This window comes from Pseudomonas helmanticensis (assembly GCF_900182985.1).
Taxonomy (GTDB): Bacteria; Pseudomonadota; Gammaproteobacteria; order Pseudomonadales; family Pseudomonadaceae; genus Aquipseudomonas; species Aquipseudomonas helmanticensis.
Genome location: NZ_FXUY01000002.1, coordinates 820,980 through 846,083, shown reverse-complemented (window position 1 = coordinate 846,083; position 25,104 = coordinate 820,980). Strand labels below are relative to the sequence as shown.

The following is a 25,104-nucleotide window of genomic DNA, read 5'->3' as shown; positions in this document are numbered from 1 at the left end:
CTTCGGCAGCTCCTACAGGAGGGAATTCGCATAGTTTGGTTTTTTTGTTTTGACGCTGCTTGATATTCCGAACAGCCGAAGCCTATTTTGTACGGGTCGCCGTTCGCGGCTCGCACAATAACAAGGATTGCGTCATGACAACCGATGGCCAGCGTTCACTCGCTCAGCGACTGACGGGCATTGATGAGATTGAATGTGTCACGCCGGATTTGAACGGCGTGCCGCGAGGCAAAGTGATGACCGCCGAGGGTTTCCTCGAAGGGCGGCGTTTGCAGATGGCGCGGGGTGTGCTGCTGCAATGCATCATGGGCGGTTATCCGGCGGCGCGCTTTTACGGCAGCGATGACGGTGATCTGGCACTGGTTGCCGAACCATCCATGATTCATCCGCTGCCATGGAGTGATGAGCCGCGGGCATTGGCCATTTGTGATGCCGATGAGCTGACCGGCGAAAGCTCCAATCTGTCGACCCGTGGCCAGCTGAAAAAGGTCATTGCCCGTTACGCCGCGCGCGGCCTGGTGCCGGTGGTGGCGACCGAGCTGGAATTCTTTGTCTTCGCGCCGAATACCGATCCGACCCAACCATTCCGTCCGCCAGTCGGCCTCGACGGTCGACGCGAGGATGGCCAATCTGCCTTCAGCGTCAGCTCCAACAACGGCCTGCGCCCCTTCTTCAGCGAAGTGTACAAATGCATGGCGGCCCTCGGTCTGCCGCGCGATACCTTCATGCACGAAATGGGTGTCAGCCAGTTCGAGATCAACCTGCTCCACGGTGATCCGTTGCTGCTGGCCGACCAGACCTTCCTGTTCAAGCACCTGCTCAAGGAAGTCGCGCTCAAGCACGGCCTGACCGTGGTGTGCATGGCCAAGCCTTTGGCGCACACGCCGGGAAGTTCGATGCACATTCACCAGAGCATCGTTGCCAGCGACAGCGGCAAGAATGTCTTCAGCGACGAAAATGGCCAGCCGACCGCGATGTTCCGTCACTTCATCGGTGGTCAGCAGGCTGGCATGGCGGAGTTCACCGCACTGTTTGCGCCCAACGTGAACTCCTATCAGCGTCTGTGCCATCCCTACGCTTCACCGAACAATGCGTGCTGGTCCCATGACAATCGCGCCGCTGGCTTGCGTATTCCCGCCAGTTCGCCGGTCGCCCGTCGGGTCGAAAACCGCTTGCCGGGCGCGGACGCCAATCCGTACCTGGCGATCGCCGCCAGTCTGGCCGCGGGTTTGCATGGTATCGAGCATGAGCTTGAGCCGACGGCAGCCATTCAGGGCGAGTTCGAAGTGCCGGACAACCTTTCGCTGCCATGTACCTTGCATGCCGCCCTCGAACGTCTGAAACGTAGCCAGTTGGCGAGGGAACTGTTCGGACAGGAGTTCATCGAAGGCTACATCGCTTCGAAGACCATGGAGTTGACCAGCTTCTTTGATGAAATCACTCCCTGGGAACGGCGTGTTCTAGCAGCCCAGGCCTGACGAATTGTCGCCATCGGGCTATCGTTTTGAAAGCCCGATATTCACTGCAAGGAGCCGCTCGGAACGCCGATGCGCCAAATCTGGAAATCCTTTCGAGCGCTGTATTTCGCCTCGCTGATGATGTTGATCGGCTCGGGCCTTTTATCTACTTATCTGGCATTGCGCCTGGCCGCTGACCATGTCGATGGGCTGTGGGTCGGTGCGTTGATGGCCTGCAACTATTTCGGCCTGGTGCTGGGCGGCAAGATCGGCCACCGGCTGATCGCGCGCGTCGGGCATATCCGTGCGTACTCGGCGTGTGCCGGGATTGTCGGCGCGGCGGTGCTTGGCCATGGCTTGGTCGATTGGCTGCCGGCGTGGCTGGTGCTGCGGACCATCGTCGGCCTGGGCATGATGTGCCAATACATGGTGATCGAGAGCTGGCTTAACGAGCAGGCCGAGGCCAATCAGCGCGGCCTGGTGTTCAGCGGCTACATGATTGCTTCGTATCTTGGTCTGGTGCTGGGTCAGTTGATTCTGGTGATGCACCCGGGCCTCGGTCTGGAACTGCTGATGCTGGTGGCCCTGTGCTTTGCGCTGTGTCTGGTGCCGGTAGCCTTGACCCGACGCATTCACCCGGCGCCGCTGCACCCTGCACCGATGGAGCCGCGCTTTTTTATCAAGCGCGTGCCGCAGTCGTTAAGTACGGTGCTCGGTGCCGGTTTGATCATCGGCTCGTTCTACGGTCTGGCACCGCTGTATGCGTCTCAGCAGGGCCTGTCGACCGAGCAGGTCGGTCTGTTCATGGGTAGCTGCATTTTTGCCGGATTGCTGGTGCAGTGGCCGCTGGGCTGGTTATCCGACCGCTACGACCGGGCGTTGCTGATCCGCTGCTTTGCCGGGTTTCTTGCGGTGGCAGCGTTGCCGCTGGCAATCCTGCCGCAGGTGCCGCTGGAGGTTTTGTTCGTCGTCGGGTTCATGTGTTCGCTGGTGCAGTTCTGTCTGTACCCGCTGGCGGTGGCGTTCTCCAATGACCACGTCGAAGGTGATCGTCGAGTGTCGCTGACGGCGATGCTATTGGTGACTTACGGTGTCGGCGCGAGCATCGGGCCGCTGCTCGCCGGTGTGCTGATGAAGCTGTTTGGCAGCCAGAGCCTGTATGCGTTCTTCAGCTTCTTCGCGCTGGTGCTGGTGTGGCGGATCCGTCCGAAAGCCGTGACCAATCTGCATCAGGTCGATGACGCACCGCTGCATCACGTGGCGATGCCCGACAGCATGTCCAGTTCGCCGTTGGTGGCAGCCCTTGACCCGAGGGTCGACGAGCACGTGGTGCAGGAGCAGATGCAGAATACCGTGGCGCCTGAGTCAGAACCGCAACCTGATCCAGGGCCTGAAGTTCAGCCTGATCCAGCGGTAGTGTCTGAACCGGAAGACGGCAGCGATAAACCGCCGCCGGACATCAGCGGTGCGCGGCCCTGACGCCATAGTTCAAACGATGCTTCAACTGTGGCAAGGGGCGCTTCACTCCCCAGCGAGAGCAAGCTCCCTCGCCACAAGGATCTCTTGCCTAGAGTTTTTCCGCAGGCACAAAAAAGGGCAGTCCCGCCAAGGACTGCCCTTCTTGTTTACGCAAACAAATCACATATCGTCTTTATCGAAGCGCCGTGCTTCACGCTGCAACTGATAAACGAAGCGTTCAACGTTGCGTGCGGCCGGGCCACTGATGTTGTGGAAGCGCAGGCCGGCGAAGGTGATGTTGAGTTTTTCTTCGAAGTGCAGGTAACGCAGTTCGACGGCGGTCGGCTGATTGCCGAACAGCGGCGGGGCGATCAGGCGGTCGTAGACCTGGCCCAGTTGCAGGCGGTCAGTGATGTCGCCTTCGAACCGTAGCTTGCAGCCGGTTGCGGAGATATCCAGCAGTTTGCCGTTGATCGGCGCCTTGAGCTTTTCGCCACCCAGTTCAACGCTGACCAGATCGGTGAGTTTCAGCGCCGCGCGGAAGGCGTTGCGGCGCTGGTGGTAAACCACCTCGGTCGGCAAGTCACCGGTATAGAAACGGTCGCCGTCGGACTCTTCGATGTTCAGCGTGCCGGTGCAATCCCAGGCGATACGCACGCCTTCGTGAAAACCTTCAACCTTGAACGGCTCGCCGGCCAGCAGGAAACGCTCGCCATCGCGCGGGATCATTTCGTCGAGGGCGATCGTTGCGCTGTCGCGGTCGACTTTGATCAGGTAGCTCTGAAAACGCTGGCTGCGTTCGTGGAACGTGATGATCAGCGGATCATGACTGTCTTGCAGCTGACGCAGGTTGCTGGAGATTTCCAGTGGCGTGGTGAGCACCTTAGGGGGCTGCGGAGCATCATCCGCGCTGAGGGCGTTGGACACGGTTTATCAATCTCCAGACAAAATATGACGACTAGCCAGCATTTTGCCAGCATGTTTCGCGGGTTGATAGAGCTGGCGCATCAACGACTCATGCCTGGCTGAGCGGACGCGGTACGGCGGGTTTGGCAAAAGTACCGCTGGCGTTATACAACGCTGGCGCTTCACCACCGGTGAGGATCTTCAGCTGATTGGCCGTGGCGGCCTGCTGGATCTGAATGGACTGGCCATTTTTGACGTTGGCAGCCTGGCATTGAGCGATCAGATCGGTCAGGGCATCGCCCTGGCTGAGCAATTGATCGCCAATGCTCGACTGGCCTGCCAGTTGCTCAAGACCTGAACGATCGGTCGGCAGGTTGAGGCTGGCGAGGATTTCGCTGCGCTTGCGGCCATGCTGTTCAAGCAGAATGATCAATGCCTGTTTGTGCGCCAGAATTTCTTCCAGCAACGGCATGTCGCGACCGTGCAACGCGAGGGATTCGGTTTGCAACAACTCCAGCAATTGTTGAGCTGGAGCAAAGTCGTCGTTGATCAGTTGCAATAAATTAGTGTCGTGCATGGCTGGCCTTGGGTGTTAAGCGTCCAAAAGCCTCGCGCCGGCAAAAGCCTAGCGCTGGGCTTCGAAGTTGAGCAGTTTGCTGGCTACACGGTTGCTGTCGACTTTGTAGCTGCCATCGGCAATCGCCGCTTTCAACTCGGCCACACGGGCTTTGTCGACAGCAGGCTGATCGCGCAGCTTGTCAGTGACCTTCTGCAACTGTTGAGCCTCATTGCTGAGGTGTACCGATTCCCCGCTTTTTGCGGTACTGGCCTGTTCGGCCGGGGTATTCAGCGGCGCGGAGGTGCCGGTTTCGGCGGTTTCCTTGGCGTTGCTGGTACGTGTACTGCCCGTAAGTGACGAGGAGCTGTTCAAACGGCTGAAATCGATGACCATGTTAAAAACCTCTGGGAATTTGGACGCTTGCCATGTTTTCGGCCATCCCCTGGAAAACTTTAGGCACATTTACCAATGGGCCTTGCATGCGCCGACGCGTGTCCTGCTGCGGCACAGTTTAGGGAACAGCCGTGGTCAGCGCCAGTTTTCTACATCGCCACTTCCACTTGGCCCGGCGCGATGACTTGCGCCTTGATGACCCGTTGCGAGTTGAGGTTTTTCACCCGGATCTGTTCTTTCAAACCGCCATTGGCCAGGGCTTCGCCGGGCATGCGCACGGCGAGCGTGCCGCTGCGGGCGGTAATGACCACCTGATCGCCTTTGCGCACGACTTCCGCCTGCTCCAGATGAACCAGGGTAATCACCTGATCGGCTACCGTTGGTCGGGTTAATTTCTGCCCGATCGCTTCGTCTACCGAGGTCAGGAAGCCTTGATTGATCACACTGACGTCGCGTTCACGCAAGGTCACGTCCTGCGGCTCGATTATGCCGGCGCGCTTGAGCGGGCGGGTGGTCGTCACAATCTCGCGAAACAGGCGGACTTGAGCGGGCACGAAGACCGTCCAGGGCGATGCGCCCTCACAGCGAACCTTGACGGTTACCCGTCCCAAGGGGCGTGCCGGACTCTCCAGCGAGGCTGTCAATTCCTTGTCGCACATAGGCATGCGCATACGTGGATCGAGCTGCTTGACCTCGATTTCGTAGCGGCCTTCGGTTTGACTGGTAGCCAGATAGTCTTCTACGGTGAACTCAAGAAAGCCCTGAGTGACGCCGATAAGCATGTCAGGCAAGGTAACCGTATCAGCAACGGCAGGGCTGCCAGCGAAGAAGAAGCAGACGGCAGACATCGCACACAGGCTTTTGCGAGTGCGGGATGTCAGGTGTCGGAAAAATGTCGTTTGAGCGTTCATACGAGTTAAAAAGCAAGCGCCGTGCCGTTTAGCAATGAATGTGCGTCGCAACAACACTTGGCGTTGGTGTAGGAGTCTGGGCATGGCTGGTGTAATGGATTCGGTGAACCAGCGCACGCAACTGGTGGGGCAGAATCGCCTGGAGCTGTTGTTGTTCCGTCTCGACGGTCAGCAGCTCTACGGAATCAACGTGTTCAAGGTGCGGGAAGTGTTGCAGTGCCCGTCGCTGACGTTGATGCCCAAGTCCAGTCCTGTCGTGTGCGGGGTGGCAAATATCCGGGGGGCAACCATTCCGATCCTTGATCTGGCAATGGCGACCGGTTCCGGAGCGTTGAAAGACAAGAAAAACCCGTTCGTGATCATCACGGAGTACAACACCAAGACCCAGGGTTTCCTGGTCCGCTCGGTGGAGCGCATCGTCAACATGAACTGGGAAGAGATTCATCCACCACCCAAGGGCACGGGTCGCGATCATTACCTGACCGCTGTGACTCGGGTGGACAATCAGTTAGTCGAAATCATCGACGTCGAGAAAGTGCTGGCGGAAGTTGCGCCGACACCGGAAGCGATTTCGGTGGGCGTGGTCGATGTCGAGACCCAGACCAAAGCGTTGTCGCTGCGGGTCTTGACGGTCGATGACTCGTCGGTGGCGCGCAAACAGGTCACGCGTTGCCTGCAGACGATCGGTGTCGAAGTGGTGGCGCTGAACGACGGCAAGCAGGCGCTGGATTACCTGCGCAAGCTGGTCGATGAGGGCAAGAAGCCGGAAGAAGAGTTCCTGATGATGATCTCCGACATCGAGATGCCGGAGATGGACGGGTACACCCTGACGGCCGAAATCCGCGCTGATCCACGCATGCAAAAGCTTCATATCATCCTGCATACTTCGTTGTCCGGGGTATTCAATCAGGCGATGGTCAAGAAAGTCGGTGCCGATGACTTCCTGGCCAAATTCCGTCCTGATGACCTGGCATCCCGGGTAGTCGACCGGATCAAAGCAGCAGATATCAGCTAAGGGCGTTTTGCCCTTGGCGGTCAACACGATTTAAGAGGCGGCATCATTGTCTACGGGTAATTTGGATTTCGAACAGTTCCGGGTCTTCCTGGAAAAAGCCTGTGGCATTTTGCTCGGTGAAAACAAGCAGTACCTGGTCTCGAGCCGTCTCAACAAACTGATGGAGCAGCAAGGCATCAAATCCCTGGGTGAGCTGGTCCAGCGCATCCAGACCCAGCCGCGCAGCGGTTTGCGCGAGCAAGTGGTCGATGCCATGACGACCAACGAAACCTTGTGGTTTCGGGACACCTATCCGTTTGAAGTCTTGAAGAACAAGGTCCTGCCTGAAGCGATCAAGGCCAGCCCCAACCAGCGTCTGCGGATCTGGTCGGCGGCGTGCTCGTCGGGCCAGGAACCGTACTCGCTGTCGATGTCGATCGACGAGTTCGAGCGGACCAACCTCGGTCAGTTGAAAATGGGCGTACAGATCGTTGCCACTGATCTGTCCGGCCTCATGCTCAACAACTGCAAGACCGGCGAGTACGACAGCCTGGCGATCGGTCGCGGTTTGTCGCCGGAACGTCTGCAGCGTTACTTCGACCCGAAAGGGCCGGGTCGCTGGGTGATCAAGGCGCCGATCAAGAACCGTGTGGAGTTCCGCTCGTTCAACCTGCTCGACAGCTATGCAGCGCTGGGCAAGTTCGACATCGTGTTTTGCCGTAACGTGTTGATCTACTTCTCTGCCGAAGTGAAGAAAGACATCCTGTTGCGCATTCACAGCACGTTGAAGCCGGGCGGTTATCTGTTCCTTGGCGCTTCCGAAGCGCTGAACGGTTTGCCGGACCATTACCAGATGGTGCAGTGCAGCCCGGGGATCATTTATCAGGCGAAATGATTGCATCGGCAACACAAAAAACGGCAGGCCCGCAAAGGCCTGCCGTTTTTTTATGCCTCTCACATCCCCCTCTGTAGGAGCTGCCGAAGGCTGCGATCTTTTGATCTTGCTTGCGCTGCAGCAAAAACAGGATCAAAAGATCGTCCGATCGCGGCCCGAGCCTGCGGCAGCTCCTACAGGGGACGGGCCGTCGTCGGGGCGGCAGAAAAGCGGCATTTGGCGGAAACCGGTTGCCGCTTTTCTGGCATTGCCGCTTTGCCGGCTCCTCGCAAAGCCCCGGTTTACGGGGTTTTTTCGCATTGGCACGCGGCTTGCTAAAGCTCAGTTACGAAAAACCGGTCACCTGAAGGTCCCGACATGAGCATCAGCTTCGATAAAGCGCTCGGAATTCACGAAAAAGCCCTGGGCTTCCGCGCCCAGCGTGCCGAAGTCCTGGCCAACAACATCGCCAACGCCGATACCCCGAACTACAAGGCTCGGGATCTGGACTTCTCCAAAGTGCTTGAAGCACAGACCCAGAAGAACGCCAACGGCACCATCGCCCTGAACATGACCAACAGCCGTCACATCGAAGCTGAAGGCGTGGGCAATGGCGACGAGTCGTTGCTGTATCGCACGCCGATGCAACCGTCGATCGACCAGAACACCGTGGACGCCCAACTGGAACAGTCGAACTACGCGGAAAACGCCGTCGGCTTCCAGGCCAGCTTCACGCTGCTCAACAGCAAATTCAAAGGGCTGGTGTCAGCCCTGCGCGGAGAGTAATCCATGTCCCTGTCCAGCGTTTTCAACATTGCCGGCAGCGGCATGAGCGCACAAACCACGCGTCTGAACACCGTGGCTTCGAACATCGCCAACGCCGAAACCGTTTCGTCGAGCATCGACCAGACCTACCGCGCCCGCCATCCGGTGTTCGCCACCATGTTCCAGGGCGGTCAGAACAGCGGCAGCAACTCGCTGTTCCAGAGCCAGGACGCCGCCGGTCAAGGCGTACAGGTGTTGGGCGTGGTCGAAGACCAGAGCAACCTCGAAGCGCGTTACGAGCCGAACCATCCGGCAGCCGACGCCAAAGGTTACGTCTACTACCCGAACGTCAACGTGGTGGAAGAAATGGCTGACATGATTTCCGCGAGCCGGTCTTTCCAGACCAACGCTGAAATGATGAACACCGCGAAAACCATGATGCAGAAGGTACTGACCCTCGGTCAGTAATAAGGGGCGACTGCCATGAGTGTTTCCGATACCACCAGCTCCCTGAGCATGAACGACATCCTGGCCAACTCATCGAAGTCGGCCAGCAGCAGCACCACCGGCGGCATCGCTTCGGCGACCAACAGTGCTACCGGCGGTCAGGCACTGGGCAAGGATGCGTTCCTGCAACTGCTGGTGACCCAGCTGAAAAACCAGAACCCGCTGGATCCGCAGGACAACAGCGCATTCGTTGCCCAATTGGCGCAGTTCAGCAGCCTGGAAGGCATCACCACGCTTAACAGCACCGTCAGCTCGCTGGCCGGTAACTACAACTCCTCGCAGGCGTTGCAGGCCTCGTCGCTGGTTGGCCGCAATGTGATCGTGCAAACCAACACTGCCCAGCTCGATGACCCAAGCAAAGGCCTGACCGGTTCGGCGACAGTGCCTACGTCGATTGCCGGCGGCACGGTGACCATCACCGACAGCAGCGGCGCTACCGTGCGCACCATTGACCTGGGCAGCCGCGCTGCCGGCAATGCCAGCTTCACCTGGGACGGCAAAGATGCGTCCGGCAATCTGGTCCCTGTCGGTACTTACACCTTCAAGGCCAACGCACCGATCAACGGCGCCGCGACAGACCTGGCGACCTACCTGCCAGCGACCGTCAACAGCGTGACGATCAGCCAGACCGGTGGCGAGCTGATGCTCAACCTGTCCGGCAAGGGCACCGTTGCCCTGTCCAAAGTACAAACCATTGGTATATAGAGCCGACTAACCGGCACAAAGGAGTGGAATATGTCTTTCAATATCGGCCTTAGCGGTCTCTATGCAGCCAACAAACAACTGGACGTGACCGGCAACAACATCGCCAACGTCGCGACCACCGGTTTCAAATCCTCGCGCGCAGAATTCGAAGACGTTTACTCGGCGACTCGTCTGGGCAGTGGCAGCAAAGTGATCGGCAACGGCGTGCGCCTGGCCAACGTTTCCCAGCAGTTCACCCAGGGTGACATCAACAACACCGGTAACGTGCTGGACATGGGCATCAACGGTTCGGGCTTCTTCACCATGAGCAACAACGGCTCGATTTCCTATACCCGTGCCGGGACGTTCAAGGTCGACGACAAGGGGTTCATCACCAACACCGACTACACCTCGCGCCTGCAAGGTTATGGTGTGGATGCCAACGGCAAGATCATCAACGGCGTACTGACCGACCTGAAGATCGACACCTCGAACCTGGCGCCGAAGTCCACCTCGCTGGTGACGTCGACTATCAACCTGAACTCGACCGCTCCGGTGATCGACGACACAGTGGCGGCCGGCAAATTCGACCCGACCAACCTCGCGACCTACACCAAGTCGTTCAGCACGCCTATCTATGACAGTCAGGGCAACATGCACCCGATGGATCAGTACGTGGTCAAGACCGGTGCCAACACTTGGAAGGTCTACACCCTGGTAGACGGCCGTAACCCGGACGCTACCGGTAGCGATCCGAAAACCACCGCGCCAGTCGCTTCGACCATGAGCTTTGACTCCGCGGGCAAGCTGACTCAGGTCAGCACTCTGCCGGGGCCGGTGATCAGCAGTGACCTGAAAATCACTGGCTGGGTGCCAGGTAACGTGGTCAACGGTACCTTCAAGGCTAACGGTGCAGCTGCTAACCCGGCCGGTATAACCATTTCGATGGCCAGTACCACTCAGTACAACGCCGACACCGCGCGCTCGATCCCGACTCAGGATGGCTATGCCACTGGCCAGATCACCAACCTGACCATCGACGGCACCGGTACCCTGTTTGCCAACTTCAGCAATAACCAGAACAAGGCCATCGGCCAGGTTGCGCTGGCCAGCTTCACCAACGAACAAGGCCTGCAAGCGATCGGCGGCACCAGCTGGAAGGAAACATTCGCTTCGGGTATTCCGGGTTATGACTCTCCGGAAACCGGCACTCTGGGTTCCATCCAGTCCAACTCGCTGGAAGAGTCCAACGTTAACCTGACCAATGAGCTGGTGGACCTGATCAAGGGCCAGAGCAACTATCAGGCGAACGCGAAAACCATCTCGACTCAGAGCACCATCATGCAGACCATCATTCAGATGACCTGATATCGATGCTTTGTAAAAAGCTGTAACGGAAAGCCCCTCTTTGAGGGGCTTTCTTGTTTAATGCGCGCGCCGGGGCTACTCGTCCGCGGCATTCGCATTTGCGCGGGCGTATTCACAGGCCTGCTCACGCTGTACCCGGGCGCCAATGAGCGGTTCGCCCAACCACTGACAGGGATGTAACGATTACTTCATGGCTTTTTTCTCTCGCTCCCGAATCGCGTTCGGGACGCTGCCCGTTATTGCCTTGCTGGTCTGGTTTGTATGGGGCCAGGGCTTGGGCACCCCTCCAAAAAAATTCCTGACAGCGACCGTCAACGTTGAAGATCTTGAAGAGACCGTATTGGCCAGTGGTACGGTCAAGCCCTTCCAGCAAGTCAGCGTCGGCGCGCAGGTCAATGGGCAACTCCAGAGTCTGAAAGCCGGGTTGGGTGATACGGTGCGCCAGGGTCAGCTGTTGGCTGAAATCGACCCGTTGCTGCCACAGAATGAATTGCTCAAATCCCGTGCTGCGTTGCTCAGTGTCCGCGCGCAATACAAAGCCCGGCAGGCGATGATCCGCCAGTACGAACTTGATTTTCGTCGCAAGCAAAGCCTGGTTGCCAGTGAAGCCGGATCGCGGGCCGATCTGGAAATTGCCGAGGCGCAGTTGCAAAGCTCGCGCGCCGAACTGGCATCCCTGGCCGCGCAGATTTCCCAGGCGGAGATAGAAATCAGGATCGCCGAAGTCAACCTCGGATATACGCGGATCAGTGCGCCGATGGACGGCGAGGTCATTGCCGTGGTGACCAGACAGGGCCAGACCGTCGTTTCCGCACAGAGTGTCCCGACATTGCTGATACTTGCCCGTCTGGACCGGATGACGGTCGAAGCGCGAATTTCGGAAGCTGACGTGGTTCGGGTCAAGGCGGGCCAGGCCGTGTCCTTCAATATTCTGGGTGATCCGGACCGGCGTTTTACCAGTCATATACGGGCGGTAGAGCCGGCCCCCGAGTCCATTGCCCGGCAGGATCAAATGCAGGGTGGCGGTGGCTCGACTGCCGGCGGCGCCGATGCGGCGGTGTATTACAACGCACTGTTTGACGTACCCAATGACGATCGTTCGTTGCGCACCTCGATGACGGCGCAGGTCAGCGTTCTGCTCGACTCGGTGGCCAAAGCCACAACGGTCTCGGTGGCTGCGCTGGGCAAGCGTGCCGCTGACGGTCGCTACGAAGTGCGCCGACTGGTGGATGGTCAGCCGCAGACGGTGCTGGTGACAACCGGGTTGCGAAATGACCTTAACGTTCAGGTGCTGGACGGGCTCAAGGAAAATGACGAAGTCGTTATCGGCGAAGAGCCTGAGCCTCGATGAGCAGCGCCGATAATCTTCACGGCTGGACGCCAGACCCCGTGAAAGACGAGCTGCCGGTCACGCCGTTGTTGGCTCTTGAAGGCGTGCAGCGTTGGTTCGCCGAGGGTGAGGCACGGACTCATGTGCTGCGTGACGTGAACCTGACCATCGCCGCCGGTGAAATGGTGGCGATTGTCGGGCCGTCGGGCTCTGGAAAATCCAGTCTGATGAACATCCTCGGATGCCTGGATCGTCCCTCTGCTGGCCGCTACAGCATCAGCGGTGCCGACATGGCCGGAATGAGTAGCGATGAGCTGGCGACGCTGCGTCGTGAGCATTTCGGATTCATTTTTCAGCGCTTTCATTTGCTGTCGCATCTGAGTGCGGAAGCCAATGTTCAGGTGCCGGCCATTTACGCCGATCAGCCGTTTACCGAGCATCAGCAAAAGGCCAGGGAGCTGCTGCAACGTCTCGGTCTGGGTCAGCGCATGCTGCATCGGCCAGCGCAACTTTCCGGTGGGCAGCAGCAACGGGTCAGCATTGCCCGTGCCCTGATCAATGGCGGTGCGGTTGTTCTGGCCGACGAGCCCACCGGCTCGCTGGACTCTCGCAGTGGCGAGGAGGTGATGGCGATCCTGCGTGAGCTGCATCGCAGCGGTCACACGGTCATTATCGTGACCCATGACTCGCAGGTGGCGCAGTACGCAGACCGCATCATCGAGATACATGACGGCGAAATCGTCGGTGATCGTTTGAATGCCGACCGCAAGGTGCTTGCGGCGCCGGTCACCGAGCCAGGCGACATCCCGCACACTCAGGAACGTGACGCGACGGCGGTGCATTGGCGCCGCTTCAGCGAGGCCTTCAAGATGGCCTGGATATCTCTGCGCAGCCATCGCATGCGCACATTGCTGACCATGCTGGGGATCGTCATCGGTATTGCCTCGGTGGTTTCGGTGGTAGCGCTGGGGCAGGGCGCACAGACCCGGGTGCTGCGTGATATCAGCGCGATGGGCACCAATACCATTGATGTTTATCCGGGCAAGGATTGGGGGGATGAGCAGGCAGCTTCAATCCGGACATTGCAACCCGTGGACTTGCGGATCATCCAGGCGCAGTTCTGGGTAGACAGCGTTTCTGCGATGGTGAATGGCAGCCGGACGATTCGTTACCGCAATCTGCATGTCAGTGCCACGGTCAATGGTGTCAGCCAGGATTACTTTCAGGTGATGGGCATTCGCGTGACCCAGGGCGCGATGTTCAATGCAAGCGATGTGGTGCGCCGCGCTCAGACACTGGTCATTGACCACAACACACGACAACGGCTGTTCAAGGACTGGGAGCAACCGCTGGGCAAAGTCATCCTGGTTGGCGGCCTGCCTTGTACGGTGGTGGGGGTCATGGAAAGTCGCGATGACGGTTTTTCAGGGCCGAGCCTGCAAGTCTATTTGCCTTATACAACGGTGATGGGGCGCTTGTTGGGGCAGAGCCATTTCAATTCGATCAAGGTTCGGCTCAAGGAGCAGGTTGCCAGTCCTGCTGCAGAGCAAGCGCTGCAAACATTGTTGGTGGCACGTCATGGGCGCGCCGATTTTTTCCTCAGTTCCAGCGACAGCATCCTGAAAATCGTACAGAAAACCACGGACACCCTGACGCTGCTGATCTCTGCCGTGGCGTTCATTTCACTCTTGGTCGGTGGTATCGGGGTGATGAATATCATGCTGGTATCGGTTACCGAGCGCACCCGTGAGATTGGCATCCGCATGGCCGTCGGCGCGCGGCGCGCGGACATCCTGCAGCAGTTTTTGATCGAGGCTGTGCTGGTCTGTCTGCTGGGGGGGCTGTTGGGCATCCTGCTTTCGTTGTTGATCAGCCAGGTGTTCGGCTACTTCGTGCAGACAATCGTTATGGAGTTCACGGCTTTGGCCATGATTTCAGCGTGTTTGTGTTCGCTGCTGGTCGGCGTGTTGTTCGGTTATATCCCGGCGCGCAATGCCGCCCGGCTTGATCCCATTCAGGCGTTGTCCCGAGAATGAAGTACATGAAGCGCAATTGGATCTGGGCATTGCCGTTGCCTTTGTTGTTGGGTGGCTGCAGCGCTCTGCTGCACAGCGAATACCGTCAACCGGAAGTCAAGACGCCGGCCTTCTGGTTTGGTGACGCATCCCGTGAGCGCTCATTGAGTGTGCGAGAGCGATGGTGGGAAACGTTTGGTGATCCACGTCTGAACGCCTTGGTCGACGACGCCCTAGCGCGCAATAACGATCTTGCAGTTGCTGCGCTCAGAGTGCGTCGGGCAGCGCTTCAGGCAAGACTCACCGGCACCAATATCACGCCCGATCTGGACGTGGGGGCGGGGGCGGACTGGAGCAGGAATCTACATCGAGACAACTCAAGTCAGCGTCGATTCTCCACGAGTTCGTCGGTGCGTTACGAAGTCGACTTGTGGGGGCGGCTGGCGAGTACGCGTGATGCCGCGCAATGGGCGCTATTGGCGACCGACTTTGACCGGCGTGCCAGTGCGCTGAGCCTGGTGGGTACGACAGCGCGCCTGTATTGGCAGATCGGCCTGTTCAACGAACTGGCCCGGTCTGCACGGGAAAGTATCCGGTACGCCGAACAGACGTTGCAACTGGTGCAGTCCCAACGTCTGGCGGGTGCGGCGACCGGACTTGAAGAGGCGCAAGCCGAGCAGGTCCTGGCCACGCAGCGTGCTGTATTGAGCGACTATCTGCAGCAACTTGAAGTGGCGCGCAACGCGCTGGCCATTATCTTCGATCAGGCGCCCGAGCATCGGTTTGCAGAACTTGTGCAATTACCTTCGGCGACGTTGGCGAGTGTGCCGGCAGGCTTGCCGGCTGATCTGGTTGATCGACGCCCGGATCTGCAGGCGGCTGAATGGCGATTACGCCAGGCGCTGTCGAACTATGACGCAACGCGTGCCAGTTTCTATCCTTCGTTCACGCTGACGGGCGGTCTGACGACTGGCGGTAGTCGAGAGTTGAGCCAAGTGCTCAATAACCCTGTCGGTCTATTGGGTGTAGGTATCAGTCTGCCGTTTGTGCAATGGAATGTTCGCAAGTACACAGTGGGTATATCGGCGGTGGACTATGAGGCGGCGATAATCGATTTTCGCCAGAGCCTTTATATCGCTCTGGCGGAAGTTGAAAATGCGCTGTCGGCGCAAGTGCAGTTTGCTGATCAGGGGGTACGGCGAGAGCAAGCTCTGGTCGCCGCAATGAAAGCCGAAGGGTTGGCCGAAATTCGTTATCGCAGCGGGCAAACGGGTATCAAGGAGTGGCTGGATCTACAAGAGAGCCGTCGTGCCGCGCAAATTTCGCTGGCGCAGAATCGCTTCGAGCGACTGAAGGCACAAATGGGGTTGTACCTGGCGCTGGGCGGAGGCTTCGCGCGTTAATTTATTGTGCAGACAAACGTTAACTTGTTGGAACGTTATTTTTATTAAGGAAGATTGTGTCGCGTGTCTGGTTTTAGTTAGCGTATTTTTTTGATTTGGGTCAATGGTTTATATGCAATTAAGGTTGTAGGTTTTTGCGTGTTTGTTGGTTTTTTTGAGTTTATTTAATTAATAAATAATTTTGGTTGTGAGAGTTTTCGTTATTGTTTTTAGTTGTTTCGCAATGTAAGGTGCGCGCTCTTTCGTCAGGGTCTTGATGAAGGGTTGAGTGTTCGGTTGCAACACTCTTACTGCTGTCTCTGGTTGTGTCGGCAAGATGATGAACTATGAAGTTATTGCGCTGACGGCCGTTTGAGACGTTTATTTGAAATGGAGATCGTTATGTCGCTGCGTATTGGTTTTGGTCTGACTTTGGCCGCAAGTTTGCTGTTGGGCGCAGTCGTTGTTCAAGCTGCTCCGGCTTCCTGGTGGCTTTATGAGTCGGCTTCGACCGGCCGTACTATGTGCAGCAACGTTCCGCAAGCCAGTGGCTGGGTTCGTGTTGCCGGTCCTTTCAACAACGGCGGCTGCCGTCGGTAAGTACCGATAGGGAGGCTCCTTCTGTGAAGGGGCCTTTTTTGTATCTGCTGAAACCTGTTCGTTAGAGCGTTGGTGTTTGGCAGACAAAAGAAAACCCCCGACAAACCAGAAGTCTGTCGGGGGTTTTCTTTTGTCTGGAGCAATCAGGCGTCTCGCAACGCCTGACTCCGCTCAGCTTATTGGCAAGCTTCGCAATCCGGCTCGTCAATCGCGCAAGCCTTTGGCACTGGCGCCGGACCGGCAGGTGCTGCCAGAACCGAATCGTCGCCGTGGTTGCCGCCGCTGGAAACAGCATTCAGCTTGCCGGTGTTGATGGTCGACTTCTCGGTGCTGGTCGCGGCCAGGGCACGGAGGTAGTAAGTGGTTTTCAGACCACGGTACCAGGCCATGCGGTAGGTCACGTCGAGCTTCTTGCCCGATGCACCAGCGATGTACAGGTTCAGCGATTGGGCCTGGTCGATCCACTTCTGACGACGGCTGGCCGCGTCAACGATCCACTTGGTGTCCACTTCGAACGCGGTCGCGTAGAGCTCTTTGAGTTCTTGCGGGATGCGCTCGATCTGCTGAACCGAACCGTCGTAGTACTTCAGGTCGTTGATCATGACCGAGTCCCACAGGCCGCGAGCCTTGAGGTCGCGAACCAGGTACGGGTTGATCACGGTGAATTCGCCCGACAGGTTCGATTTCACATACAGGTTCTGATAAGTCGGTTCGATCGACTGCGATACGCCAGTGATGTTGGCGATGGTCGCGGTCGGTGCGATGGCCATGATGTTCGAGTTACGAATGCCTTTCTGTACACGGGCGCGAACCGGTGCCCAGTCGAGGGATTCGTTCAGGTCGACATCGATGTACTTCTGGCCACGCTGCTCGATCAGGATCTGTTGCGAATCCAGCGGCAGGATGCCTTTGGACCACAGCGAGCCCTGGAACGTCTCGTAGGCACCGCGCTCATCAGCCAGGTCGCAGGAAGCCTGGATCGCGTAGTAGCTGACCGCTTCCATCGACTTGTCGGCGAACTCGACGGCAGCGTCGGAACCGTAAGGGATGTGCTGCAGGTACAGCGCGTCCTGGAAGCCCATGATGCCCAGACCGACCGGACGGTGCTTGAAGTTGGAGTTCTTCGCTTGTGGCACCGAGTAGTAGTTGATGTCGATAACGTTATCGAGCATGCGTACTGCGGTGTTCACGGTGCGTTCCAGCTTGGCGGTGTCCAGCTTGCCGTTGACGATGTGGTTCGGCAAGTTGATCGAGCCCAGGTTGCAAACGGCGATCTCGTCCTTGTTGGTGTTCAAGGTGATTTCGGTGCACAGGTTCGAGCTGTGAACCACGCCGACGTGCTGCTGCGGGCTGCGCAGGTTGCACGGGTCTTTGAAAGTCAGCCAAGGGTGGCCGGTTTCAAACAGCATGGAGAGCATTTTGCGCCACAGGTCTTTGGCCTGGATGGTCTTGAACAGTTTGACCTTGCCCGGGTATTCGGTCAGGGCTTCGTAGTACTCGTAGCGCTCTTCGAAGGCTTTACCGGTCAGGTCGTGCAGGTCCGGAACTTCGGATGGCGAGAACAGGGTCCACTTGCCGTCATCGAAGACACGCTTCATGAACAGGTCAGGGATCCAGTTGGCGGTGTTCATGTCGTGGGTACGACGACGATCATCACCGGTGTTCTTGCGCAGCTCGATGAACTCTTCGATGTCCATGTGCCAGGTTTCCAGGTAAGCACAGACAGCGCCTTTGCGCTTGCCACCCTGGTTAACGGCTACCGCGGTGTCGTTCACCACTTTCAGGAACGGAACCACGCCTTGCGACTTGCCGTTGGTGCCCTTGATGTACGAACCCAGTGCACGCACCGGCGTCCAGTCGTTGCCCAGGCCACCAGCGAATTTCGACAACATGGCGTTGTCGTGGATCGCGTGGTAGATGCCCGACAGGTCATCCGGCACGGTGGTCAGGTAGCAGCTCGACAGCTGTGGACGCAGAGTACCGGCGTTGAACAGTGTTGGCGTCGACGACATGTAGTCGAAGGACGACAGCAGGTTGTAGAACTCGATCGCACGGTCTTCTTTGTTCTTCTCTTCGATCGCCAGGCCCATGGCCACGCGCATGAAGAAGATCTGCGGCAGTTCGAAACGCACGCCATCCTTGTGGATGAAGTAACGGTCGTACAGGGTCTGCAGGCCCAGGTAGGTGAATTGCTGATCGCGCTCGTGGTTGATCGCCTTGCCCAGTTTTTCCAGGTCGAAGGAGGCCAGCACAGGGTTCAGCAGTTCGAACTCGATACCTTTGGCGATGTAGGCCGGCAGCGCCTTGGCGTACAGGTCGACCATTTCGTGGTGAGTGGCGCTTTCGGCCACACCGAGGAAGCCCAGGCCTTCGGCACGCAGGGTGTCCATCAGCAGGCGGGCGGTCACGAACGAGTAGTTCGGCTCGCGCTCGACCAGCGTACGGGCGGTCATCACCAGAGCGGTGTTGACGTCGGTCAGCGCTACGCCGTCGTAGAGGTTTTTCAGGGTTTCGCGTTGGATCAGGTCGCCGTCGACTTCGGCCAGGCCTTCGCACGCTTCGGTGACGATGGTGTTCAGGCGGCCCATGTCCAGCGGCGCCAGGCTGCCATCAGCGCGGGTGATGCGGATCGACGGGTGAGCGTTGACCGCTTCTTCCGCCGGGGCGTGGGCAGCGCGTTCTTTCGAACGACCGTCACGATAGATCACGTAGTCGCGCGCCACTTTCTGCTCGCCGGCACGCATCAGGGCCAGTTCAACCTGGTCCTGGATTTCTTCGATGTGGATGGTGCCGCCCGATGGCATGCGACGCTTGAAGGTCGCGGTGACTTGTTCGGTCAGGCGCGCAACAGTGTCGTGGATTCGCGACGAAGCGGCAGCAGTGCCGCCCTCAACTGCGAGAAACGCTTTGGTGATAGCGACGGTGATCTTGTCATCGGTGTAAGGAACGACAGTGCCATTACGCTTGATCACGCGCAGTTGACCAGGCGCGGTGGCTGCCAGATCCGAAGTCGAATCGGCGGCCTGCGGCAAGGTTCCCTGCGGGTTCTCGCGAGTTGTGTCGGTTTGCATGGGGGGTGATCTCCACATTCTCTATGTTTGTTTGGGCACCATCATGGTGCCCACCGTTCTGGCCAGAAGCACTACAACCGACGGGCGTCGGGCATAACAACTTCGGACCAGTAGGAAAAAGGCTAATGACGCCGCGTCCCTGCCGAAGTTTTTGGCTGCGAGCCAAGGCTCGAGCCTGGTTCCTTCCCGGGTGACAGTAATGACTGCAACACCCGTACCGTTTCGGTCGTTTCCGAGCTAAAAAACGGTGCCATCCGCAAGTGCGGTTTGGGCTTCAGAAAACTTGCTTGGTTCAACCGGAAACCGGCAATAAATCGCTTGAGTTTCAGGTCTGAAATGTGGTTGGGCGTTTGAGTCGAAAACCCTATATGTAGGGTTTTTTTTGCGCCGTGCTACAAGATAATGCGTTTTGAGGGGTGTTGCAACGTACTACCTGTGGATAAACCTGTGCGTAAATTGTGTAAGAAAGGTCGAATTCTCGTGTAGGCCGCGAACCTGCTGAGCTAGACCGTTTGTCACCGATTTCTCACCGGGAAAAACGCTTCAGCGGATTTTTAAGGGCGCGAACCCTACCACAAAAAACCGCCGTGTCCGAACGCATTTACCGACTTGTGTTCTGGCTGTACGCCGTTTATACAATCGGGCCATGTGAACGCATTCTTATCCTCCCGAAACATGACAAAAAGACGGGAGGATCCCTGTAGGAGCTGCCGAAGGCTGCGATCTTTTGATCTTGAAAAAACAAAATCACAAGATCGCAGCCTCGTTTCACTCGTCAGCTCCTAAAGGGGATCGTGTGTATTCGGGCAAGCGCCTTCTTCTATTAATAAAAACAGCAAGCAGAGGTCACCGGTGGAGCAACAAGCCTTTCAGGTTTTGATCGTCGAGGATGACCAGCGACTGGCCGAACTCACGCGCGACTACCTGCAAGCCAATGGACTGCGCGTCGACATTGAAGGCAACGGCGCGCTGGCGGCGGCACGCATCATCAAGGAACAACCGGATCTGGTGGTCCTCGACCTGATGTTGCCCGGTGAGGATGGCCTGAGCATTTGCCGCAAGGTGCGCAATCAATTCGACGGGCCGATCCTGATGCTCACCGCGCGCACCGACGATGCCGACCAGATTCAGGGCCTCGACCTCGGCGCCGACGATTACGTCTGCAAACCGGTGCGTCCACGATTGCTGCTGGCGCGAATTCAGGCGTTGCTGCGCCGCAGTGACAGCGCCGAGCCAGTCGCGGAAAAATCCCGCCGGTTGCAATTCGGCCCGTTGGTGGTCGACAACGCCTTGCGCGAAGCCTGGCTGAGCGACACCGGCATCGAGTTGACCAGCGCTGAATTCGACCTGCTCTGGCTGCTGGTGTCCAACGCCGGGCGGATTCTCTCGCGCGAAGAAATCTTCACCGCCCTGCGCGGCATTGGCTACGACGGCCAGGACCGCTCGATCGATGTACGCATCTCGCGGATCCGCCCGAAAATCGGTGACGACCCCGATCATCCGCGCCTGATCAAGACCATTCGCAGCAAAGGTTATCTGTTCGTCCCTGAAGCCTGCGTAGACCTGTCGCTGTGAATTCGATCTTCCTGCGCATCTACGGCGGCATGTGCGCAGCGCTGATTCTGGTGGCGGTGCTCGGCGTCCTGGCGTTGAACCTGCTCAATCAGGTGCGCAGCGAGCAATACCGCGAGCGCTTGGCCCACGGCACGTTTTCGCTGATGGCGGGCAACCTGCAACCGATGAACGAGACCGAGCGCCATCGGGCGCTGCTGGTGTGGGAACGTCTGCTGGGGATTCCGCTGGCGCTGAAGAAAATTTCCGAGACCGATCTTGATCTGTCCCAGCGCACCCGCGTGCAGCGTGGTCAGGCGCTGGTCGAGCAGACCGGGCCGCACGCGGCCAAGGTCTATCGAATGGTCAGCGACAAGGAACAACTTGTGCTCACGGGCGAGGTGCAGCAGATCAGTGAGCAGTTGGCCCGCGCGACTATTTATCTGCTGGCCGATGAACTGGTGCGCGTGCCGGTCGGCGAACAGCCGAAACGTCTTGCGCAGATAAAGGAAGAAAAAGGCTTTGGTTTTGACCTGCGGCTGGTCACGGTGAACGATGCCGACATGGACGAAGACCAGAGCCGTCGCGTGGCAGAAGGCGACACGGTGATGGCGTTGGGCAAGGGCGGCGACTCGATCCGCGTGTTTGCCGGCATGGTCGGCACGCCGTGGGTGCTTGAGATCGGCCCGCTGTACCAGATGAATCCGTACCCGCCGGAATGGCTGGTGCTGATTGCTGCGCTGGGGCTGAGCTTGATCGGCCTGATCGTTTATCTGTTGGTGCGCCAGCTCGAGCGACGTTTGCGCGGCCTCGAAGCGGCGGCCACGCGGATCGCCAAAGGCAGTCTGGAAACCCGTGTGCCGGCGCGCGGTGCCGACTCGGTCGGGCGTCTGGCCTCGGCGTTCAATGGCATGGCCGAACACTTGCAGCAGTTGCTGGCGATCCAGCGTGAACTGGTGCGCGCGGTGTCCCATGAATTGCGCACACCGGTGGCGCGTCTGCGTTTCGGCCTGGAGATGATCGGCTCGGCGACCACCCCGCAAGCGCTGGAGAAGTACCGCGAGGGCATGGATCACGACATCGAAGACCTCGATAAACTGGTCGACGAAATGCTCACCTATGCGCGACTGGAGCAGGGCTCGCCGGCGCTGACGTTCCAGCGGATTGATCTGGATGCGCTGGTCAATCAGGTGATCGAAGAGCTGGCGCCGTTGCGCGCCGAGGTCACGGTGCAGCGCGGTTTGTGTTTGTCTGCCGCGGATAACGACGATGCCTGGGTCGAAGCCGAGCCGCGTTATCTGCACCGGGCGTTGCAGAACCTGGTGAGCAACGCGATGCGTCATGCGCGCTCGAACGTGACGGTGAGTTATCAGGTCGGGCAGTTGCGCTGCCGGGTCGATGTTGAAGATGACGGCCCGGGTGTGCCTGAGGTGGCGTGGGAACGGATCTTTACGCCGTTTCTGCGTCTGGATGACAGCCGCACTCGAGCGTCGGGCGGGCATGGTCTGGGGTTGTCGATTGTGCGGCGGATCATTCACTGGCATGACGGCCGGGCGATCATTGGCAAGAGCAAGAGTTTGGGGGGGGCGTGTTTTAGTTTGAGTTGGCCGCGGAATCAGGAGCGCCGTTGAGAGGTGTGGTGGTTTTGCTGGCCTCTTCGCGAGCAGGCTCACTCCTGCATTTGGAATGCGTTCCCCTGTAGGAGTGAGCCTGCTCGCGATGGGGTCAGCGGCCACCCTACAAATCCTCAGGCTTTAATGCTGACCAAACTCAACAACTGCCCATCCCGCACCCCAAACTGCGCATCCAGCTCCGTCCCGCTGCACCACTGCGCAGACAAATCCGTCAGCAGCCGCAACCGAACCTCACCCGCCTCAGTCCACTCCAGCACTTCAGCATGCTCGAAATAAAAGCGCTGCTGCACAATCGGGTACAGCGCCTTGAACAAGCTCTCTTTCACCGAAAACGTCAGCGTCACGCAAAGTGCGAGTTGCTCCGGCGAGCCGGCAGCCATGCGCTGCATTTCTGCCGGGGTGAGAATTTCCCCGGCCAGACGCTCGGCGCGCTCGCTGCCGAGAATATTCTCCAGGTCCATACCCAAACCGCGCCAATGCTGTTTGTTTGCGACAATCGCCGCCGCACGCCCGGAGCTGTGGGTGATCGAGCCGCAGATGTGCGATGGCCAGACCGGCGCGCGATCTTCACCGATCGCCGGCACCACGCTCGAACCTTCCAGTTGTTGCAATGCTGCACGGGCGCAGATACGTCCGGCGAGAAACTCGGCCTGTCGCTTGGCCACCGAACGTTGAATGCTCGGCGGCGGCTCGATGGCGCTACGGCGAAAGTCATCGCCCAGCAATTGAGCCGGATCGAAGTAGGTGCTGAGCAGCACGGTATCAGGCAACACCGTCGGCAACGGCCAGTGGCTGTCGAGCGCGGTGCAGCAGGCGGGCAGGGCGGGGGTGAGATTCATGGCGGGCATTTTGCCGTTTAGTCGAGCCGAGGTCGAGATTGGCGGTGAAGCTATCGCGAGCAGGCTCACTCCTACAATTGAAATGCGTTCCCCTGTAGGAGTGAGCCTGCTCGCGATGGCCGCGCCGCGGTGTCGCTGATTAGCTGAAGATTTTCTGGAAGAACGCTTTCATGTCCGCCCAGGATTTTTCATCGGCCGCCTTGTTGTAACCGATGTCTGGGCCGCCGTGGTCGCCATGGCTCAGGCGATCGGCGTCCGGATTGGTAAACCCGTGCTTGGCGCCATCGAGGCTGACGAATGTGTAGTCAGCGCCAGCCTTGTCCATCTCCGCTTTGAATGCGCTGACGTTGGCCGGGGTGACCATGCTGTCCAGCGCGCCATGCTCGACCAGAACTTTCGCCTTGACGCTGCCAGGCGTCGCCGGGGTATTGGTCGCCAGCGCACCGTGGAAACTCACCACGCCGGCCAGCGGCTCACCCTGACGCGCTGCATTCAACACCACGCCACCGCCAAAGCAGTAACCGATAGCGGCGATTTTATTGACGTCGGTCTGTGGCTGTTTCTTCAGCAAATTCAGCCCGGCGTCAAACCGTTTGCTGGAGGCTGCCGCGTCCGCCGTCGCCGCCTGCATGAACGCCATCGCATCTTTCGGGTGTTCGGTGTTCTTGCCTTCGCCGTACATATCGATTGCCAGCGCGCTGTAGCCGAGCCCGGCGAGATCGCGCGCGCGGCGCTTGGCGTAATCGTTCAGGCCCCACCATTCGTGCACCACGACCACGCCGGGGCGCGCGCCTTTTATGGCGTCGTCATAGGCGTAGTAACCGATCAGATTCGTACCGTCGGCACTCTGGTAGGGGATTTCTTCAGTCTTGATCGCAGCCTGGGTGAGGCTGCTGATCGCCAGCAACGTGAGGGCGAGGAACAGGCGCATGGTCGGGTGTCCTTATCGAAAAGTGGTCAAAACAGCCTAGTCGATTTGATTCAGGTCAGGTTCAGAGAGCGTTCAGGGGAGGTACAGGGGCAGGTCAGTAACCTTGCGCCATACCCAAACAGCACTGTGAAAGAGGAAATACTCATGACTCGTTTTAACAAACTGCTGCTGGCATTTACCTTGTTAGGCTCCAGCATCGCGGCCAACGCCGACGACACAACCAATTTCGCCGGCCTGACGTTCGGCCAGACCAGCGACAAGATCGATAAGTCCCGCGCACTGAATGACAACCTCGGTCACCCGAATGCCACAGGCGCCATCGACGGCAACAACACCTACGGCGTACGCCTCGGTCAGCAAAACAGCCAGGGTCGCTACTACGCCACCTACGATAATGTGTCGGGCTCGCACAATGGCATTAAACTGCGCCAGGAAAACCTGCTGGGCAGCTACGATCTGTTCTATCCGGTGGGCGGCAGCACCAAGCTGTTCGGTGGCGCCACGGCCGGTTTGACCAAGCTGACGCAGGATTCGCCAGGCTACAGCCGCGACAGCGATATCGGTTACTCCGTCGGCGGCCAGTTCGGTGTGTTGCAGCAAGTCTCGCAGAGCACTTCGGTCGAACTCGGTTACCGTTACCTGATGAGCAATGCCAGCACCGAGATGAAAGAGAGCGGCGGCAGCAAACAAGGCTCGCTGGATTTGACCAGCAGCGCGCAGACTTACCTGTCGGCCAACTACTATTTCTAAGGAGCGACAGCGAAATCATTGTGGGAGCGGGCTTGCTCGCGAAGGCGCCGGATCAGTCAATATCTACATTGACTGATCCACCGCTTTCGCGAGCAAGCCCGCTCCCACAGGTGTGTTTTTGGAGA

At 58.6% G+C, this 25,104-nt stretch carries 22 protein-coding genes; 15 read left to right on the top strand and 7 right to left on the bottom strand.

What is annotated here, in order from left to right:
* The first annotated feature begins 236 nt into the window (after nt 1–236).
* Both QOL84_RS26620 and QOL84_RS26615 read left to right on the top strand, forming a co-directional pair.
* Nucleotides 237–1,478, top strand: coding sequence for a glutamine synthetase family protein (locus tag QOL84_RS26620; RefSeq protein ID WP_283439483.1), 1,242 nt, complete (start codon nt 237–239; stop codon nt 1,476–1,478).
* 69 nt (nt 1,479–1,547) lie between these two features.
* Entirely contained in the window at nt 1,548–2,936 is a 1,389-nt protein-coding gene (locus tag QOL84_RS26615; protein ID WP_283439160.1) for an MFS transporter, read from the top strand.
* Between the two features lie 159 nt (nt 2,937–3,095).
* Here the strand turns inward: QOL84_RS26615 and QOL84_RS26610 are convergent, their stop codons facing one another.
* From QOL84_RS26610 to flgA, 4 genes are all read right to left on the bottom strand, one after another.
* On the bottom strand, nt 3,096–3,842 hold the full coding sequence (locus tag QOL84_RS26610) for a flagellar brake protein (RefSeq protein ID WP_129395104.1): 747 nt from the start codon (nt 3,840–3,842) through the stop codon (nt 3,096–3,098).
* Between the two features lie 88 nt (nt 3,843–3,930).
* Entirely contained in the window at nt 3,931–4,398 is a 468-nt protein-coding gene (locus QOL84_RS26605; RefSeq protein ID WP_127929418.1) for a flagella synthesis protein FlgN, read from the bottom strand.
* Nucleotides 4,399–4,446: 48 nt separating this feature from the next.
* Nucleotides 4,447–4,773 (bottom strand): flagellar biosynthesis anti-sigma factor FlgM, encoded by a 327-nt coding sequence (flgM, locus tag QOL84_RS26600; RefSeq protein WP_007960324.1) that lies wholly within the window; start codon nt 4,771–4,773, stop codon nt 4,447–4,449.
* Nucleotides 4,774–4,922: 149 nt separating this feature from the next.
* Entirely contained in the window at nt 4,923–5,684 is a 762-nt protein-coding gene (gene flgA, locus QOL84_RS26595; protein ID WP_129395103.1) for a flagellar basal body P-ring formation chaperone FlgA, read from the bottom strand.
* A gap of 82 nt (nt 5,685–5,766) precedes the next feature.
* Here flgA and QOL84_RS26590 point away from each other — a divergent pair, with 82 nt between their 5' ends.
* The 10 genes from QOL84_RS26590 (at nt 5,767) to QOL84_RS26545 (ending at nt 16,203) form a co-directional block, all read left to right on the top strand.
* Complete coding sequence (locus tag QOL84_RS26590; protein WP_129395102.1) at nt 5,767–6,699, top strand: chemotaxis protein CheV; 933 nt, start codon at nt 5,767–5,769, stop codon at nt 6,697–6,699.
* 46 nt (nt 6,700–6,745) lie between these two features.
* Nucleotides 6,746–7,573, top strand: coding sequence for a protein-glutamate O-methyltransferase CheR (gene cheR / locus QOL84_RS26585; RefSeq protein WP_129395101.1), 828 nt, complete (start codon nt 6,746–6,748; stop codon nt 7,571–7,573).
* A 357-nt stretch (nt 7,574–7,930) separates the two neighbouring features.
* The gene (gene flgB, locus QOL84_RS26580; RefSeq protein WP_129395100.1) at nt 7,931–8,338 is read left to right on the top strand and encodes a flagellar basal body rod protein FlgB; all 408 of its coding nucleotides are present in this window, start codon (nt 7,931–7,933) and stop codon (nt 8,336–8,338) included.
* 3 nt (nt 8,339–8,341) lie between these two features.
* On the top strand, nt 8,342–8,785 hold the full coding sequence (gene flgC, locus QOL84_RS26575) for a flagellar basal body rod protein FlgC (RefSeq protein WP_003227217.1): 444 nt from the start codon (nt 8,342–8,344) through the stop codon (nt 8,783–8,785).
* 15 nt (nt 8,786–8,800) lie between these two features.
* On the top strand, nt 8,801–9,529 hold the full coding sequence (flgD, locus tag QOL84_RS26570; protein WP_283439159.1) for a flagellar hook assembly protein FlgD: 729 nt from the start codon (nt 8,801–8,803) through the stop codon (nt 9,527–9,529).
* Between the two features lie 30 nt (nt 9,530–9,559).
* Entirely contained in the window at nt 9,560–10,876 is a 1,317-nt protein-coding gene (gene flgE / locus QOL84_RS26565; RefSeq protein ID WP_283439158.1) for a flagellar hook protein FlgE, read from the top strand.
* A gap of 190 nt (nt 10,877–11,066) precedes the next feature.
* On the top strand, nt 11,067–12,227 hold the full coding sequence (locus tag QOL84_RS26560; protein WP_283439157.1) for an efflux RND transporter periplasmic adaptor subunit: 1,161 nt from the start codon (nt 11,067–11,069) through the stop codon (nt 12,225–12,227).
* Nucleotides 12,224–14,242, top strand: coding sequence for a MacB family efflux pump subunit (locus tag QOL84_RS26555; RefSeq protein WP_283439156.1), 2,019 nt, complete (start codon nt 12,224–12,226; stop codon nt 14,240–14,242). Before QOL84_RS26560 ends, QOL84_RS26555 begins: the two co-directional genes overlap by 4 nt.
* The gene (locus QOL84_RS26550) at nt 14,239–15,624 is read left to right on the top strand and encodes an efflux transporter outer membrane subunit (RefSeq protein ID WP_283439155.1); all 1,386 of its coding nucleotides are present in this window, start codon (nt 14,239–14,241) and stop codon (nt 15,622–15,624) included. The genes QOL84_RS26555 and QOL84_RS26550 overlap by 4 nt, the downstream gene beginning before the upstream one ends.
* Before the next feature lie 381 nt (nt 15,625–16,005).
* Entirely contained in the window at nt 16,006–16,203 is a 198-nt protein-coding gene (locus tag QOL84_RS26545; protein ID WP_096818055.1) for a hypothetical protein, read from the top strand.
* A 176-nt stretch (nt 16,204–16,379) separates the two neighbouring features.
* On the opposite strand, the gene QOL84_RS26540 is transcribed toward QOL84_RS26545, so the two are convergent.
* The gene (locus QOL84_RS26540) at nt 16,380–19,274 is read right to left on the bottom strand and encodes a ribonucleoside-diphosphate reductase subunit alpha (protein ID WP_129395097.1); all 2,895 of its coding nucleotides are present in this window, start codon (nt 19,272–19,274) and stop codon (nt 16,380–16,382) included.
* An 852-nt stretch (nt 19,275–20,126) separates the two neighbouring features.
* Here QOL84_RS26540 and QOL84_RS26535 point away from each other — a divergent pair.
* Complete coding sequence (locus tag QOL84_RS26535) at nt 20,127–20,849, top strand: response regulator (RefSeq protein WP_283439154.1); 723 nt, start codon at nt 20,127–20,129, stop codon at nt 20,847–20,849.
* Entirely contained in the window at nt 20,846–22,456 is a 1,611-nt protein-coding gene (locus QOL84_RS26530) for an ATP-binding protein (RefSeq protein ID WP_283439153.1), read from the top strand. The genes QOL84_RS26535 and QOL84_RS26530 overlap by 4 nt, the downstream gene beginning before the upstream one ends.
* Before the next feature lie 116 nt (nt 22,457–22,572).
* On the opposite strand, the gene QOL84_RS26525 is transcribed toward QOL84_RS26530, so the two are convergent.
* Entirely contained in the window at nt 22,573–23,298 is a 726-nt protein-coding gene (locus tag QOL84_RS26525) for a 4'-phosphopantetheinyl transferase family protein (protein ID WP_283439152.1), read from the bottom strand.
* Between the two features lie 139 nt (nt 23,299–23,437).
* Complete coding sequence (locus QOL84_RS26520; protein ID WP_283439151.1) at nt 23,438–24,229, bottom strand: dienelactone hydrolase family protein; 792 nt, start codon at nt 24,227–24,229, stop codon at nt 23,438–23,440.
* 144 nt (nt 24,230–24,373) lie between these two features.
* Between QOL84_RS26520 and QOL84_RS26515 the strand changes: the two genes are divergently transcribed.
* The gene (locus tag QOL84_RS26515; RefSeq protein WP_283439150.1) at nt 24,374–24,979 is read left to right on the top strand and encodes a hypothetical protein; all 606 of its coding nucleotides are present in this window, start codon (nt 24,374–24,376) and stop codon (nt 24,977–24,979) included.
* Nucleotides 24,980–25,104: the final 125 nt, after the last annotated feature.